Below are 14944 nucleotides of genomic sequence, written 5' to 3' on the forward strand. Positions count from 1 at the left end.
TCGCAAATGAGGGGAGGGCAACGTGTGAGGCGAAAAAAATGGGGGAGCCGGCGAATATCGTTTCCATCCTTGCCGTCATGGCCCAGGCCGAGAATTCGGCGTGTATATAAAAAGCGGTCTAGAAATCACTTTACACCTGTAAAAGCATCATGGAACAGTGTACGTCCTCAGGGATCGAAACCGCGGAGCCGAAGAAAATGGTGGATTATCGCGTCACTGATCTTATTGTTCGGTATCATTCAATTGTTTCTTTATGTGGAAAGAAATTTGAGATCGCCTATTATGCATTTGGCTCAAATCCGTGTTAAGCAAATTGCGACGGAAGCCATTAACAAAGCAATTACAAGCCAGGTAACCGAAGGTAAGCAGTTTGATAACTTGGTGAACTGGAAAACCGACAGTACAGGTAAAGTGACCGCGTTTATGCTGAACTATGCAGAGCACCTAAAGATCACATCTTATACGACTCAACTTGTTCAGGAAACTTTGGAGAATATTCACAAACGGAAAGAGCATATCCCTCTAGGCCAAGTATTAAAAAGCCCAATCGTAGCATCCTTTGGGCCGCAAATTCCTGTCAAGATTGAGCCTCAAGGAGCTGTGAAGGTTCAGCTGGATACCAGGCAGCAGGAAGCCGGGATCAATATGATTCTAGTCGAGGTATACGTTCATATTGTAACAGAGGTTGCCGTTGTTGTTCCTTTTGATATGGAGCCCCAGGTTGTTGAAACGGATATCCCCATTTCCTACATGTTAGTAGTTGGTGATGTGCCCATGTATTATTACGATAATCAGGGCAGGCCGGTCGGCGAAAATAGCAATAATGCGCCGAGCATCGCTATTCCTCCAATGAGTAAGCCAGATCCGAATTCGGGAATCACGGTACCAGTTCCGGAAGGGCATAAGGAAGCACCCCCTCATGAATCAGAGAGTGTCCCTGATACAAGTATCCGCCCGTAGCTCAAATCAAGAAGAAGCGCGCCCTAGTGACTTAGGGACGCGCTTTTTTATTTTTTCGCAAGGATTGGTACTCCGCATTCTCCCAATGCCTGAGAAGCGGGTAAGGATCAAATGACCACTCTGAAAGACCAGTGTCGCGGTAAATTCCATAGTGTAAATGAGGTGGGAATTTACCTTGTGTTCCCGGTTTTCCATATCCTGAGCTTCCGACCCAGCCAATGGTCTGCCCCGGGGTCACCACATCGCCTGACTTGATCCCTTTATCAAACCCCTGAAGATGTGCGTAATAATGATAATGATTGTTTAGATCTCGAATACCAATCCGCCATCCGCCGTATTTATTCCAACCCTTGAGTTCGACTACACCATAGCAGGTGCTGCGGACAGGTACTCCGTATCTGGCAAACAGGTCAGTCCCCTCATGGATTCGTCTGCCTCCCCAACTTCGTCCCATACCATAGGTGCTGCGGTAGGAGTAGTCGTTGCCCACAGGGAGTGGAAAGGCATGGCCGAACAGATCGAGTTTGCCGAATGTTTCATAAAGTTTGGAATACTGCATGACCCGCTGAACGGCTCTTCCGTTCTGATAATACGACCATAATCCGATTGCGAAATCATCCTTAGAGTGGCCGTAGGGCTTCAGTTTGGCCGAAATGCTGTATAACAAGTCAACGTTATTGTTAGGATCCGCTTTTCCGTCCCCGTCTCCATCTTGACCTAAACCGGAGAACATTTCGATCGTTGGGGGATGAGTATCCTCTTGGTTCGGATTCAGCGGGCCTGTCCAAGCTGTAGTTGGAACAAAAATACCTATAAGACGTTCAGGATGCTTGCGGTCTTTAGGATGCACGCGGGTCAATGTCCGCTCGTATTGATCGATGGCTGCCAAACGATACCAGGGTATTTGGGTCACGGTTGAAATTCGGTCATATAACATTTTTCTGGATGCAAAGACATCAACTTCCTTCGTCTGCGCAGCTTTTGGCGCATCAGTTAGAATAGCTTCTTCTGCTGCAGCGTAGCCCGGTCCATAAAAGTATGCTGCCGATGTAAAGGCAGTTAATAAAGCCGCAGTAAAGCGGAGCTTCATACTCAATTGAGCTGATTTTCGTCGTGGTTTTTTCATGGTGTCCCATCCTCCTGACCTTCGTTTTCAAAAATACACGGAGATTGATGCCTACCTGTAGGGTGAATCGAATGACTGATTTTTATCCATGCCGCTCAAAGATGAATTCCATATCGATGAAGATAGGTAATCATAAGATTTTCATGATATAATATGGAACAGTTAAATGGACTATCTAATTCAACTCAAATCGAACGAAAGAAGGTTTTCTTCTTGTCCAAAACTTTGAACAAACAACCTAAGCCGGACTGGATTAAGATCAAGCTCACAACGGGCGATAATTATAACGAAATCAAAAGCATGATGCGTTCCAAAACACTTCACACCGTGTGTGAAGAGGCGCGCTGCCCGAACATTTATGAATGCTGGGCTAACCGTACTGCTACGTTTATGATTTTGGGAGATATATGCACCCGGGCATGCCGCTTCTGTGCAGTCAACACAGGTTTGCCTACGGAATTGGATCTACAGGAGCCTGAACGTGTGGCTGAAGCAGCCGAGAAGATGAATTTGCGCCACTGTGTTGTGACGAGTGTTGCCCGTGATGATTTGAAAGATGGAGGAGCTTACATATTCGCGGAAACGGTAAAGGCTATCCGCAAACGCCTGCCGTTATGCAGTGTTGAAGTGCTGATTCCTGACTTTATGGGAAGTGCGGAATCGCTGCAAATCGTTATGGACGTAAAGCCGGATATTCTGAATCACAATATTGAAACGGTTGAACGGATGTCTGACCGTGTTCGTGCCAAAGCCAAATATGAGCGTTCCCTGCAATTGTTGAAAAATGCAAAGCAAATGCAACAGGACGTCCCAACCAAATCCAGCATCATGCTGGGCGTAGGTGAGGAATGGCATGAAATTTTGCAAGCGATGGACGACCTTAGAGCAGTAGATTGTGATATTATGACAATTGGTCAGTATTTACAGCCTTCACCTAAACATTTAAATGTGGAGAAGTATTATACTCCTGAGGAATTCGTTTTATTGAAGGAAGAAGGACTAAAAAGAGGATTCAGCCACGTGGAATCTGGACCGCTTGTGCGGAGTTCTTATCATGCGCATGAGCAGGTAAAATCGGCTGAACGCCATAAGGATGAGATAGTACGGTCATAGCCGGGAAAGGCAGGGGAAGCTTGTTTGATCGTTATAGGCAACAGAAGTTACGAAGTACTTGAGGATCATAGAAACGGTTGGAATGCTGAGGCTTTCCGCGAAAGGTACAGCGAAGTGCTTGAGCGGTATGACTATATTGTCGGAGACTGGGGATACAATCAGTTGCGATTAAAGGGGTTTTATCGAGATAACCATCCCAAAGCCTCCAAAGACGTAACCTTCTCAACAATGTCCGATTATATTAATGAGTACTGCAATTTTGGTTGTGCTTATTTCGTGCTCCTGAAAAGCAAGGAAATCAAAGACCCGAAAGAGCTCAAGGAACTGAAGGAACAGGAATTAAAGGAGGCACGGGAAGCTCAGGAAAGTCGCGCAGACCAGGAAGCGGATGAGTTAACCGAAAGCCAGGAAAGAATAGATCTTAGGGAAAACAAATCCGGCGGGCGTTCGAGTGAACTGGGGACAGGTAAAGAGCCGCAGGACTACCGGAGCAAACGTGAGGCAGTAAAAGAAGCAAAAGAATCCAAGGAGACGCGACCTAATAAATCGCCAAAATCCTGGAAGGAATCTAAGCAGCGAGACAACCGGGACAATCGAGACAATCGTCCGAATCAAAAGAATCAGCATCAAGCTGAGTAGGATACATTTCTATATGTACCACCAAAAACAGCAGCTCCTGCGCGGGCTGCTGTTTTTGGTATGAATCGATATTATTATCCGAGGAAAGCGTCCCGTACCCGATTCCAGAAGGGGAACGGACGATAGCGAGCAAAACTTACCTTCTGTTCCGCGACCTGACAGCGAACGGAAATAAGATCATCAATCATGAAATTGTTATGATCGACTGTAAGGAGCAAACGCTGGTCTTTGCATGAAAAAATATCGCAATGATGATGTTTCGGAAGAAGAAGCGGAGACCCCAGCGTTCGGAAGATCCGATTGTTGATAGAGGCAATTTCCGCGATTTGAAGTGCATCGATGGAAGGGTGAACCATAGCTCCCCCGACACTTTTGTTGTAAGCTGTACTGCCGGAAGGTGTTGAAATACAAATACCGTCTCCCCGAAACATTTCAAAGGTTACATCATTAATGTCGACTTGGGCAACGACAGTGCCGTCTACACCTTTCAGTGTGAATTCATTTAGGGCGATATAAGATGCCGTCCCCGATTTTTTATGAATTTCGAGCTGAACTAACGGATACTTAACAATGCGGGGTTTAAGAATTTTAGGATCGCCGATGCCGCACATGAGATCAATCAGTTTTGGCAGTTCGTCTGCTTTCCAGTCGGCATAAAAGCCGAGATGTCCGGTATGAACCCCGACAAAAGCAAGGTCTGGAATACGGTCGATAAACGTATGGAAAGCATGGAGCATCGTGCCGTCTCCGCCAATGGAGACAACGATCTCCGGAGATTCTGCATCCAGTTCGAAGCCCCGCTGTTCCGCCAGCTTGTGAAATTGTTGACTCAATTCTGCAGACAATGGGTCTCCGCGGTCCAGAACATAGTATCTCAAGTTGATAAGCTCCTTTTGTAAGGTTATATATCGATGATAATCAATCTTGGAGAATAAAACAATGTCACCTTGGGAAATTACGGAACTTTCGCCGCAGTAGAATAAATATCTCCATCAAGAGAGCCAGACTGATAAGGCTGCCGAGCAATATGCAAAATACCGCCATAATATGGTTATATCCGCTGGAAGACAAATAAGAAACGGCCGAGATGGCTTGATTTGTTATCGTCTCCCCCATAATCGGATTCCAGAACAACAGGACTGCAGTTGCAGCCACGACCCCATGGATCAAGCGGGCAATCATGAACGGTAAATAGCGAAGATCCGTAGCATTCAAAATACTTGCGATTTGGGCATGTACTGACAAGCCGCCCCATGACAAGATGAAGGCTGCAACTGCTGCTTTATAAGCCAAAGGAATTACGTCCCCAGCTTCGCCCGCATAACGGGCACCCAGCGTGACTTCAAACAGGCCTCCGACCAGTGCCGTAGACAATTGTTCCGGAACACCGACAAGGGATAGTAGGGCACTTATAATGTGATTCAGGGCGGGAATGGCTCCCGCACGTGTCCATAGCTCCAGAAAAACGGAAAAGAATACAACCAGGCCGCCTACGACAATAATAAGCTGGAGAGAAGATTGGACCGCCTGTCTCAAAAGAGTCCCAAAATCACGACCGTCTGCTTCTCTCGCATGATGCATAGCATGAATCGCAGCTTTAAGACGACGGCCCTTTGCCAAATCTGTAGAATGATCCGAAACTGTATTATGTTTACGGCCATGGAACCGCATCAAAAGTCCTACTAGGAATCCACCGCCGTAATGCGCTAATGCAAGAATTAAACCGATTTGCGGGTTGTGAAAAAAACCGATTGAAACGGCACCAATGAGAAAAATAGGATCTGAAGAGGTTGTAAAAGCAACCAGGCGTTCCCCTTCATCCCGATTGACCATTTTTTGTTCCCACAACTTAGCCGTCAGTTTGGCTCCCACTGGATAACCAGACACATATCCCATAGCCGCGACAAATCCTCCGCTTCCGGGAATACGAAATAAAGGTTTCATTAAGGGATCCAGCAGAGTCCCGATAAGGTGAACGACGCCAAATCCAAGCAGCACTTCGGAAATAACGAAAAAGGGAAAGAGTGATGGGAAGAGTACGTCCCACCAAATGGAGAGACCACGGATCGCAGATTGCAGAGCAGCCCCAGGAAAAACCGCCATAAGGACGACAATGCTGAATAAACCGGTCATGAGAAATATCCAACCCATTCTTTTCATGGTCATATATTTAACAACGCCCCCTGGGTAGAACAGATCATGTCTGCGGGAAATTTATCCTTACTGCTCCATGTTTATGCGGAAATTAGGACAAACAGTACAAAAAGAGTTGGAAAGCGGTTACAAAGGTGCTTTATTTTTGAGGACATTGTGCTATAATTAAAGCATCAAAGCACATCTTTCGAATTATGTTTGGATGGAGTGATGATCATGAGCATAGTCGCAGGTATTCTGGTTTGCGCCTTCGTTTATGTAATACGTGCCTCTCTCGTCCATCAGGGTGAAGAGGACTGGCGCAGTTATTAAATAGGTACAGGGTGCTAAACTTCGTTTAGCGCCTTTTTTGTTTTTGACGTAAAAAGGCGTCCTTATATCGCAATAAAAACATCCGCTAAATGCGGTCTGGCTTCATGTGATTACGTCGATAGACGTTTTTGATATGTCTGATATAATGAGACTAACTTACGATTACTTATTTTAAAGATGGGGGATGGATTACGGAAATGAATCCGAGCTTGAGCATCTATGATAATCTTGGCGGTGCAGAAGGAATCCGCTCATTAGTGGAAGCTTTTTATCCGCGCGTTCAGAAAAATCATCTGATTGGCCCTCTTTTTCCAGAGGATATTATGCCGGTGATGGAGAAGCAATATATGTTTCTGAGCCAGTTTTTTGGAGGGCCTGCCCTGTTCTCGGAAGCTTACGGACACCCGATGATGAGAGCAAGACATCTTCATTTCCCGATTACGGACCAGCATGCGGACGAATGGCTTGGTTGTATGGCCGGCGCCTTGGAGGAGATTGGCGTGGAAGAGACACTGCGGGATTTTGTTCTTAAGCGCTTATCCGGTCCTGCCCGACATTTTGTGAATACACCTTAAAGCTGCTTTTAGTTAAGACAACATCATGGGGAAAGGGATGTCAACGGTATGGTTTTAGAACCTTTGTACACGATTACAGTTACATGTGGGAACTGTGATCATCCATTTACTACTTCAAGAGTACGGCCAAGTTTTAAAAAAGCGGTGAGGACTGACACGGATTTTTGCGGGTATTACAAAAATGAGAATCCAGACTATTATGTGGTCAGAGTCTGTCCAAAATGCGGATTTGCCTCAACCGAGAATTCGGCTGAAACCTTAAATGATCGCCAGAAATCAGAATTCCAGTCGAAGATCGCGAGTAGATGGATTAAACGTGATTTTGGGGGTTCACGCAGCCTGGAGGATGCATTGGAGGCATATAAGTTGGCCCTCCTGTGTGCCCAGAGCATTGGAGAGAGGGAGCGGATTATCGCTAGTCTTCTTCATCATATTTCCTGGTTGTACCGCTATCAAGAGAATGAGGAGCAGGAACAGCGTTTTTTGACTTACAGTCTTGAATCGTACATTCGAGTCTATGAGATGGATGGGGTTGGCGCTAACGATGCTCGTTTGCTGTATCTGATCGGGGAAATTAACCGCCGGGTGGGCCGTTACAGCGAAGCCGTTCAATGGTTCTCTCGCGTAATTCAAGACAAGAAAATTGTTGATTCAGCCATGATTCGTGCTTCTCGAGAACAGTGGGCTGTATTGCGTGAACAAATGATGGCTGAGAAATTAGCACTCCCGGAAGAAATGAATTCCCTATAAGTGCGTGTTCAAAAAGGTCGGTTTTCAGCACCGAGAAGGTTGGATGAAGCTAGGGACTGAGGAGCGGAACGTACGTTTTGGGTACGTGAGCACCGGAAGGAACGGCTGAATTCAAGATTCGATGCCGAGCCCACTTCCTGATTCACTTCGTGATCAAAAGCGGACTTTTTGAACAACCTCTATAACGCTAAAGAGGCCCTTGTAGAAGAGCCTGAAGCGCCACATTATGTTGTTGGCAGTGCGGTATAAGCCTTGCGTTACCTCAGCTTCTGATCTGTAAGAATATAATCGGCATCGCTGTCGAGAACGGTAACTTTATTATGGCAGCATGGAAAGATGAGGAGTTTCTTCTTGCCTTCGCGCACGCTGACCAGTTCTTTTGGCTTCATGGGAAGCAAAACATTGTCACTGCCGCAAAAAGGGCAATTCTGTACATACACGTCTCCGGAAAAGATGTCATAAGGCCAAGTGTTTGAAAAGGGGATCATGGTTTCTCCGTGGAACCGTTTTTTGGATCCGCTTCCCCAGACGAAGGCTTCTGCTCCGATCCAGCCAATTCTGCAATTTTTTGCATCAGAATATGCTGCGGCATATGCATAAGGTGCTCCAATGGAACGCCAAGCTGTTTTGAGAGGATGATTGCCGTCTCCGGCGATATTTGCAATGGTCTCATAGAAGTCGCCCTCCAGCAGTAATTTATAGGATATAGTTATAGTTATACACTTTTACACGGTACCACACAAATTAAAACTTAGTATTTTGTATAAAGAAAGGTGATGACCATGAAAAAAGGGCTACAGCAAACATGGGATTTGGAATCCATTTTTCCGGGGGGATCGAATTCTCCAGAGCTCGCAGCGTTTCTAGATTCACTTGAGAAGGAAGCTAGTGAGCTTCGTGCAGCCGTTCAGGCCGCCAATGTTCCAGCAAATCTGGAGGAAGCTGAAAGTCTGGAGCACATTATTTCTTTATTAGAGAAATGTACCGCTATGACAAGTGAAGCAGGTGCATTTGTCGGCTGTCTGGCGGCTCAGGATCAAAATGATAAAAAAGCAATTCAGCTGTCCGGTCGGGTTATTGCGATTAGGGCAAATCTTCAAGGGGTTATTGCTAAATTCAACAATCTTCTTCGTGGAGTTGAAGATACGCTGTGGGAAGCATGGACTTCAACAGAGAAAGTCTCGCCGCTGAAGTTTATCTTGAATGAGAGCCGTGATCTGGCGCGTGAGAAAATGAATCCGGAACTAGAAAGTCTGGCACTTGAGCTTGCGATTGATGGGTATCACGGATGGGGAAACTTTTACGACACAATTGTAAGCAAAATACAAATTCCATTTGATGAGAATGGCAAGACCGAAATTCTCTCGGTAGGTCAAGCTTTCAACAAGTTACATAGTCCCAATCGTGAAGTGAGACAGGAAATGTTCGAAAAATGGGAGCAAGCCTGGACAGATTCAGAAGATTATTGTGCGGATACGCTGAACCATCTCGCCGGCTTCCGGCTTAAGCTTTATGCTAACCGCGGTTGGGACGATGTTCTTAAAGAGCCGCTTGCTATTAACCGTATGTCCCATGAAACCTTGGATACGATGTGGGCTGTTATTCAAGACACAAAGCCAGTGCTTGTGGAGTACCTAAACCGAAAGGCTAAACTCCTCGGACTTGATGGATTAACTTGGACCGATGTAGAGGCACCGATACGAACTTCCGTCTCCAAGATTACCTATGATGAGGCGGCTGAAACAATCGTTGAGCAATTTAGCAAATTTAGTCCGAAACTGGCTGAGTTCTCCCAGATGGCTTTTGACAAGAGCTGGATTGAGGCAGAGGATCGCCCGGGCAAACGTCCTGGTGGTTTTTGCACATCTTTCAAAGTGAGCAATCAGACGAGAATTTTTATGACCTTTGGCGGTACTGTATCGAATGTATCCACATTAGCTCACGAACTGGGCCATGCTTACCATCAGCATCTGATGAAGGGCTTGCCAGTTCTGAATCAAAGTTACGCTATGAACGTAGCCGAGACGGCCTCCACTTTTGCAGAAATGATTGTGGCAGATGCTCTTGTCAAAGCGGCTAAAGACGAAGAAGAAAAGCTTGCTTTACTGGAAGAGAAAATTCAGAATAGCGTTACTTTCTTTATGAATATCCATGCCCGATTCTTGTTTGAAACCCGCTTCTATAACAAGCGGAAAGAAGGATTGCTGAACGCCGCTGAGATTTCGGAGTTAATGGAAGAAGCTCAGAAGGAAGCATATCGTGAAGCGCTCTCTTCCTACCATCCTCATTTCTGGGCTTCCAAGCTACATTTCTATGGCACCGGAGTACCGTTCTATAACTTCCCGTATACGTTCGGCTATATGTTTAGTACAGGGCTTTATGTCCTGGCACAGCAGGAAGGCAGTACATTTGCGGATAAATACGATGCACTTCTTCAGGATACCGGGATTATGACAGTAGAAGAGCTTGCGAAAAAGCATCTGGATGTCGATTTGACAAAGCGGGATTTTTGGCAGAGTGCAGCTGATATGTGTGTTTCCGATATTCAACAATTTTTGAGTATGACAGATCATTTGGCGTAAAATGCAGAAGATTGAAATATCATAGATTAAAAGAAGTCCGCTTAGGACTTCTTTTTTTGTCGCAAAAAATAGAAAAATGCCGTAATAAAGCAGGCGGTGTCATAGATTATGTAAAAATAATAGGGATAAATACCCAATTATGTTGAATGTTGTTGATGAATACTAACATTTGACCTATAATGAGTCACAAGCCCTAAAAAGGGAATTTTTTGAAAAAGCTAAGGGGGTTTGAAATGATTAAATTGGATCAACTATCGCTGGTAAGGCAGTTAGATTTAGTTTTTAGAGAGTTAGAGGAAGAGCTGTCAGGACTATCTTCCGGCACTGTTTTTGTGCAAATACGAAATAATGTCATCGGTAAATTTGGGATTCGTCATAATCCGATTACCGGTCGAAACGGTGTAATTACTTCCGCTGGAGAAGGGTTGAACCAAACTCAGCAATTATCCTTCCGTGCTATGGCGCTTGAAAGCTTGAAGCATAAACGCCACTGGACTCATGGCGAAATAAGTTATGATTTTACTGTAAGACAGGGACTAGTTATTATAGATGCCGTACTTGAGTCAAACTACAACATGGCAAATTTGATGATTCGATACCCTAGAACAAGTGCTTCTGAAGCCGCTTTGGAATCCTGATATCATATCATTTCATATCCATAAATTTCATAAAATACATGACAAAAGAGGCGATCTTTGGGGAGAAGATCGCCTCTTTCTTTATTTAGAGGAACAAAAATCAACTACATGTTCGAACGACCTGATAATTGTTGCTCAGCCATTTGTACCAGACGTTTAGTGATGTATCCTCCCAAAGAACCAGTCTCACGGGAAGTGTAGTGGCCCATATAACCGTCTTGTGGGATAGATACGCCCAATTCCTGTGCCGCTTCATACTTCAATTGTTGAAGTGCTGCGTTAGCTTGGGGAACGACCAGGTTGTTAGAACGACTTCCGCTTCTGCGGCCTTGACCTGCTTGACCCATACCCATGTTTGTCACCTCCTTCGGCGTTGTATGAAGTTATTATGGTTGAAAGAAGAGAATCTCATGCGTGTCGTTCTAACATCATCCCTGGTAATTTTAGGATAAAAAAGAGCCCTGAAATTCAGGGCTACTGTCAATTTAAGACTCAATCCATCCTTAGTCATTCGGATAGTGTATCTGTAATTTCGTATGAAGTTCAACAGACTGACCGGGTTCCAAGTGTATAAGCCCCGTTTTGTCATTCGGTAAATCTAGATTCGGTGCATTGGGAAGCCAAGTATAAGGTTCAATGCAGAGGAATTCTTCAGCTGTACCCTTGGTGTACAAGACCCAATGTTTGAAATAGGAGCGGTCCGCACAATAATGAATTTCATATCCGTCATTTCGGGCGAGAATTGCTTCTGCAGGCTCTCCCTCAGGAATACTGAAAATGGTATCCAGATCAGCGTCTTTCAGATTCAAGCCTGTATTTAACCCTTCCAGTTTACCAAGAGGGACTTGTTGCCCAGTTGGAAGTAACTGGGCATCCAACGTGTAAATACCCTCTACCGGAAGTTTTAATGTCCACTGATCAGGTTGGCCATCTAACAGGAACCAGGTGTGGTACCCCATACCAAAAGGAACAGGTTCGGAACCGTTGTTGATAACGCGCAAACGCTGGTGCAGTTCCGATCCTTGCAGGCGAAAATTCATCTGCAGCTTAAGAGGTTGTGGCATTTGTGCCGTCCAACGGGGATCGTCAGAAGTTAAGAGCTCCGTTGTAACTGCACAGCCTTCATCATCCTCTTCGATATCACTTACACACCAAGCTTGAGTGCGGTGCAGTCCATGGATATGGTTGTCATTGGCTGTGTTTTGGTCAAACTGATAACTGGTGCCGTCGTATTCAAAACGGCCTTTCGCAATTCGCCCAGGCGGGATAAGCATCGGCATACCGAAGTGGTAGGGTTTCTGTAAATAGAACGCCAATTCACTTTCATCAGGCCTCCGAAGTACGTGGCGCTGTTCTTGTTGGTCCATAATTGAGATAACATTGTTGCCGAGACGCGGAAGGAGTGTCACTTCTAGCCGGCCGGTTTTTAAGATATAGGTGTCGTAACCATTCCATTGTCCTTTGGTCACTTGATTCATATCGATGCCCCTTTACCACAGTAATCAATAGTAGATGATTAACCCCATCATAACAGATTTTACGAGCTGACGTAAAAAAAATGCTTGGAAAGATACATGCGATAGAAATGTGTGAGCCAAATCTTAAAAGGCTTTAGTTGCCATGCGATTGATTACAAAATGACAAATCAGGAACGTCTGCTTCTGGCTTTTATAATAAAACCCCAACCTATATTGAAAACGGTAAGTATACCAAGTCCTATAGCTACAAGTACGTTATGACTTATGCTTATGGACGCAGCAGTCATGAGGATGATGGAAGATACCGCGAACCAGAGGGATAGGCCCTTGCTCATGTTAATCACCTCCAAATTTTTAAAATTTAGATATCGGTATAAGGTTACGAGAAGGAGACATAATAAGTTTGCAAGCTTGCACTGGAACACAGACATATTCAATCAGTGAAGGGAGATTAGAATAACATGGCACAAAGAGGTTCCCGTAGTAATAATCTGGTTGTACCACAGGCAAATGCAGCTCTGCAGCAGCTTAAAATGGAAGCAGCTCAAGAACTGGGTGTCACTATTCCTCAAGACGGTTATATGGGTCATTATACTTCCCGTGAAAACGGATCGCTGGGTGGATATATTACCAAGCGTCTTGTACAAATCGCAGAACAGTCTCTTTCTGGTCGTAACTCGTAATCACTTTTTATAATGTGCAGTCCAAGCCCGGAGCTTATGCTTCGGGCTTTTTAGTGCAGCGCTTTCTTAGACAAATTGTGCCTTAATGAGAGGCGTAACGTCAAGACGAAAAAGCGATATCAATTTTCACTGAATTGTCATATAGATGAAACGAATTCCGAAGGATTGATAAACACTTTTTGCTAATGATATGATAAACTTTATAGCGGAGGCAGTTCTTCCTCCATAACGACAGAAATAAGGAGGAATGTTTAGACGTGGAAAATCCTATGAGTTATCAGGCTTCTTCGGATTCCGCAACACTGGCTTCCGCAAGACCCAAGCCTCCCGAAAAAGCGGGTACATGGAAAGAATTTATAGCTGTGACAAAACCCGGGATACTTCGCTCTAATCTAATAGCGGCATTTGCCGGATTTTGGATGGCATCCCGTTGGGACATACATTTTGGTTTAATGATCATGACACTTCTCGGAACCGTTTTGGTTATGGCATCCTCCTGTGTCTTTAACAATTACTTTGACCGGGATCTGGATATGAAGATGGCACGCACGAGCGATCGCTCACTGCCAACGGGACGTCTTACGCCGACAGTAGTGCTGTGGTATGCAATTACTTTAGGCATCGTTGGACTAGCCGTACTATTTATTTTCTCCGGTGTGCTGTCCGGTATATTTGGACTCGTTGGTATGTTCGGGTACGTAGTTGTTTACACGCTATGGCTTAAACGCAGCTCGACCTGGAGTACATCCATCGGCGCCATTCCGGGTGCTATGCCGCCGGTTATCGGTTATGTGGCCGTGACTCAAACGGTTGATATGGGCGCATGGCTATTGTTTGCTTTGCTGTTTCTATGGCAGCCGCCGCATTTTTGGGCATTGGGCATCCGCCGTGTCGAAGAATATCGCGCTGCAGGCTTCCCACTTCTTCCGGTCGTGAAGGGCATTCAGCGGACGAAGATTCAAATGATTCCATACATTGCGCTGTTGGTTCCGCTGCCTATCTTGATGTATGTGTACGGATATGCGGGGATCTTTTTTCTTGTCATCTCACTGCTGCTATCCGTGGTTTGGCTCTACCTTGCCTTTAAAGGCTTCCGGGCAAAAGATGATGAGGCCTGGTCGAAAACGATGTTTTTCTTCTCCATTAACTATCTGACTATAAGTTTATTTCTTCTTGTTCTCAACACACTCCATTAATGTAGAGTGTGTTTCCCATATATAAACATAGGTGGATGAAGGGAGAACGGAATTAGATGATTTCGCTAAAGCGGTATAAATGGAGTTGGCTGCTGCTCGCCGTTTGTGTGATTGCTGCCGTGGTTCTGGTTTACAATGCTCTCGGTATTGGACAAAGCAAATATCCGGTCGTGGGGCAGGTTGGGGATTTTGCTATGGAAAATGTGGATGGTAAAAAAGTGTCCAGGGACGATACGAAGGGGCAGGTTCGGTTGATGTACTTTTACTTCACCAGTTGCCCGGATGTTTGTCCTGTAACGACATTTCTACTGTCCCAAATCCAGAATGAGCTAAAGAAAGACGGAACGTTTGGTAAAGACGCTACATTTGTTTCGATCTCCTTTGATCCTGTTACGGATACGCGGGAGAAAATTAAGGAATTCGGTGATCGCTTCTTTGCTGATTATAGCGGTTGGTATTTTCTCCGCGGTGATCAGGAAAAAACACGCGATCTGATGCAGAATTCGTTTAAAATCCCGCTTCTTGGTAAGGATTCAAGCAACTATACTCACGGCAATTACATAGCTTTGGTTGACCGTGACAACAATATCCGAAAAATGTACAATGCTGCAGATCCTAACAGTGTGCAGATCGAAGATGTCGTGAAGGATGTCAAAACATTAGCTAAAGAGTAGGGTATGATAAATGAAGAAGCGCCTGAATCATTCTGTAGAATGGTTCAGGCGCTTTTTATTCTCA

Annotated in this window: 17 protein-coding genes; 10 read left to right on the forward strand and 7 right to left on the reverse strand. The window is 45.1% G+C overall.

Annotated elements, in window-relative coordinates:
* The first annotated feature begins 24 nt into the window (after window positions 1-24).
* Window positions 25-960, forward strand: a complete 936-nt coding sequence (gene yunB / locus AC2TF5_RS04085; RefSeq protein ID WP_491300969.1) for a sporulation protein YunB — start codon at window positions 25-27, stop codon at window positions 958-960.
* Between the two features lie 31 nt (window positions 961-991).
* On the opposite strand, the gene AC2TF5_RS04090 is transcribed toward yunB, so the two are convergent.
* Complete coding sequence (locus AC2TF5_RS04090; protein WP_491300970.1) at window positions 992-2086, reverse strand: M23 family metallopeptidase; 1095 nt, start codon at window positions 2084-2086, stop codon at window positions 992-994.
* Window positions 2087-2299: 213 nt separating this feature from the next.
* On the opposite strand from AC2TF5_RS04090, the gene lipA reads away from it, so the two are divergent.
* Window positions 2300-3199 (forward strand): lipoyl synthase, encoded by a 900-nt coding sequence (gene lipA, locus AC2TF5_RS04095; RefSeq protein WP_491300971.1) that lies wholly within the window; start codon window positions 2300-2302, stop codon window positions 3197-3199.
* Window positions 3200-3223: 24 nt separating this feature from the next.
* Window positions 3224-3838 carry a YutD family protein gene (locus tag AC2TF5_RS04100; protein WP_491300972.1) on the forward strand — a complete coding sequence of 205 codons (615 nt, stop codon included), beginning with the start codon at window positions 3224-3226 and terminating at the stop codon, window positions 3836-3838.
* Window positions 3839-3912: 74 nt separating this feature from the next.
* Here AC2TF5_RS04100 and AC2TF5_RS04105 read toward each other — a convergent pair whose 3' ends face one another.
* Window positions 3913-4716, reverse strand: coding sequence for an NAD kinase (locus AC2TF5_RS04105; protein ID WP_491300973.1), 804 nt, complete (start codon window positions 4714-4716; stop codon window positions 3913-3915).
* Window positions 4717-4780: 64 nt separating this feature from the next.
* On the reverse strand, window positions 4781-6004 hold the full coding sequence (gene ylbJ, locus AC2TF5_RS04110) for a sporulation integral membrane protein YlbJ (protein WP_491300974.1): 1224 nt from the start codon (window positions 6002-6004) through the stop codon (window positions 4781-4783).
* A gap of 497 nt (window positions 6005-6501) precedes the next feature.
* On the opposite strand from ylbJ, the gene AC2TF5_RS04115 reads away from it, so the two are divergent.
* Complete coding sequence (locus tag AC2TF5_RS04115) at window positions 6502-6879, forward strand: globin domain-containing protein (protein WP_491300975.1); 378 nt, start codon at window positions 6502-6504, stop codon at window positions 6877-6879.
* Window positions 6880-6927: 48 nt separating this feature from the next.
* Complete coding sequence (locus tag AC2TF5_RS04120; RefSeq protein ID WP_491300976.1) at window positions 6928-7629, forward strand: DUF2225 domain-containing protein; 702 nt, start codon at window positions 6928-6930, stop codon at window positions 7627-7629.
* A gap of 257 nt (window positions 7630-7886) precedes the next feature.
* Here AC2TF5_RS04120 and AC2TF5_RS04125 read toward each other — a convergent pair whose 3' ends face one another.
* The gene (locus AC2TF5_RS04125) at window positions 7887-8117 is read right to left on the reverse strand and encodes a hypothetical protein (RefSeq protein WP_491300977.1); all 231 of its coding nucleotides are present in this window, start codon (window positions 8115-8117) and stop codon (window positions 7887-7889) included.
* Window positions 8114-8302 carry a YycC family protein gene (locus AC2TF5_RS04130; protein ID WP_208917815.1) on the reverse strand — a complete coding sequence of 63 codons (189 nt, stop codon included), beginning with the start codon at window positions 8300-8302 and terminating at the stop codon, window positions 8114-8116. The genes AC2TF5_RS04125 and AC2TF5_RS04130 overlap by 4 nt, the downstream gene beginning before the upstream one ends.
* Before the next feature lie 109 nt (window positions 8303-8411).
* Here AC2TF5_RS04130 and AC2TF5_RS04135 point away from each other — a divergent pair, with 109 nt between their 5' ends.
* Together AC2TF5_RS04135 and AC2TF5_RS04140 are read left to right on the forward strand one after the other, a co-directional pair.
* Window positions 8412-10211, forward strand: coding sequence for a M3 family oligoendopeptidase (locus AC2TF5_RS04135; RefSeq protein WP_491300978.1), 1800 nt, complete (start codon window positions 8412-8414; stop codon window positions 10209-10211).
* A gap of 233 nt (window positions 10212-10444) precedes the next feature.
* Entirely contained in the window at window positions 10445-10849 is a 405-nt protein-coding gene (locus AC2TF5_RS04140) for an O-methyltransferase (protein WP_491300979.1), read from the forward strand.
* Between the two features lie 104 nt (window positions 10850-10953).
* Here the strand turns inward: AC2TF5_RS04140 and AC2TF5_RS04145 are convergent, their stop codons facing one another.
* Window positions 10954-11196 carry an alpha/beta-type small acid-soluble spore protein gene (locus tag AC2TF5_RS04145; protein ID WP_491302801.1) on the reverse strand — a complete coding sequence of 81 codons (243 nt, stop codon included), beginning with the start codon at window positions 11194-11196 and terminating at the stop codon, window positions 10954-10956.
* 156 nt (window positions 11197-11352) lie between these two features.
* Window positions 11353-12327: an aldose 1-epimerase gene (locus tag AC2TF5_RS04150; RefSeq protein WP_491300980.1), complete on the reverse strand. Its 975-nt coding sequence runs from the start codon at window positions 12325-12327 to the stop codon at window positions 11353-11355.
* 461 nt (window positions 12328-12788) lie between these two features.
* Here AC2TF5_RS04150 and AC2TF5_RS04155 point away from each other — a divergent pair, with 461 nt between their 5' ends.
* From AC2TF5_RS04155 to AC2TF5_RS04165, 3 genes are all read left to right on the forward strand, one after another.
* A complete protein-coding gene (locus tag AC2TF5_RS04155) occupies window positions 12789-13010 on the forward strand; it encodes an alpha/beta-type small acid-soluble spore protein (RefSeq protein ID WP_208917820.1) in 222 nt (73 codons plus the stop codon).
* Between the two features lie 269 nt (window positions 13011-13279).
* The gene (cyoE, locus tag AC2TF5_RS04160) at window positions 13280-14206 is read left to right on the forward strand and encodes a heme o synthase (RefSeq protein WP_491302802.1); all 927 of its coding nucleotides are present in this window, start codon (window positions 13280-13282) and stop codon (window positions 14204-14206) included.
* A gap of 56 nt (window positions 14207-14262) precedes the next feature.
* Window positions 14263-14880 (forward strand): SCO family protein, encoded by a 618-nt coding sequence (locus AC2TF5_RS04165; RefSeq protein ID WP_491300981.1) that lies wholly within the window; start codon window positions 14263-14265, stop codon window positions 14878-14880.
* Window positions 14881-14944 lie beyond the last annotated feature (64 nt).

The organism is Paenibacillus sp. JNUCC 34 (assembly GCF_058269055.1).

Coding starts and splice junctions, on each gene's coding strand:
- AC2TF5_RS04090 (WP_491300970.1), bottom strand. CDS start 2,086: ATGAAAAAACCACGACGAAAATCAGCTCAATTGAGTATGAAGCTCCGC.
- ylbJ (WP_491300974.1), bottom strand. CDS start 6,004: ATGACCATGAAAAGAATGGGTTGGATATTTCTCATGACCGGTTTATTC.
- AC2TF5_RS04115 (WP_491300975.1), top strand. CDS start 6,502: ATGAATCCGAGCTTGAGCATCTATGATAATCTTGGCGGTGCAGAAGGA.
- AC2TF5_RS04120 (WP_491300976.1), top strand. CDS start 6,928: ATGGTTTTAGAACCTTTGTACACGATTACAGTTACATGTGGGAACTGT.
- AC2TF5_RS04125 (WP_491300977.1), bottom strand. CDS start 8,117: ATGATCCCCTTTTCAAACACTTGGCCTTATGACATCTTTTCCGGAGAC.
- AC2TF5_RS04130 (WP_208917815.1), bottom strand. CDS start 8,302: ATGAGACCATTGCAAATATCGCCGGAGACGGCAATCATCCTCTCAAAA.
- AC2TF5_RS04135 (WP_491300978.1), top strand. CDS start 8,412: ATGAAAAAAGGGCTACAGCAAACATGGGATTTGGAATCCATTTTTCCG.
- AC2TF5_RS04140 (WP_491300979.1), top strand. CDS start 10,445: ATGATTAAATTGGATCAACTATCGCTGGTAAGGCAGTTAGATTTAGTT.
- AC2TF5_RS04145 (WP_491302801.1), bottom strand. CDS start 11,196: ATGGGTCAAGCAGGTCAAGGCCGCAGAAGCGGAAGTCGTTCTAACAAC.
- AC2TF5_RS04150 (WP_491300980.1), bottom strand. CDS start 12,327: ATGAATCAAGTGACCAAAGGACAATGGAATGGTTACGACACCTATATC.
- AC2TF5_RS04155 (WP_208917820.1), top strand. CDS start 12,789: ATGGCACAAAGAGGTTCCCGTAGTAATAATCTGGTTGTACCACAGGCA.
- cyoE (WP_491302802.1), top strand. CDS start 13,280: ATGAGTTATCAGGCTTCTTCGGATTCCGCAACACTGGCTTCCGCAAGA.
- AC2TF5_RS04165 (WP_491300981.1), top strand. CDS start 14,263: ATGATTTCGCTAAAGCGGTATAAATGGAGTTGGCTGCTGCTCGCCGTT.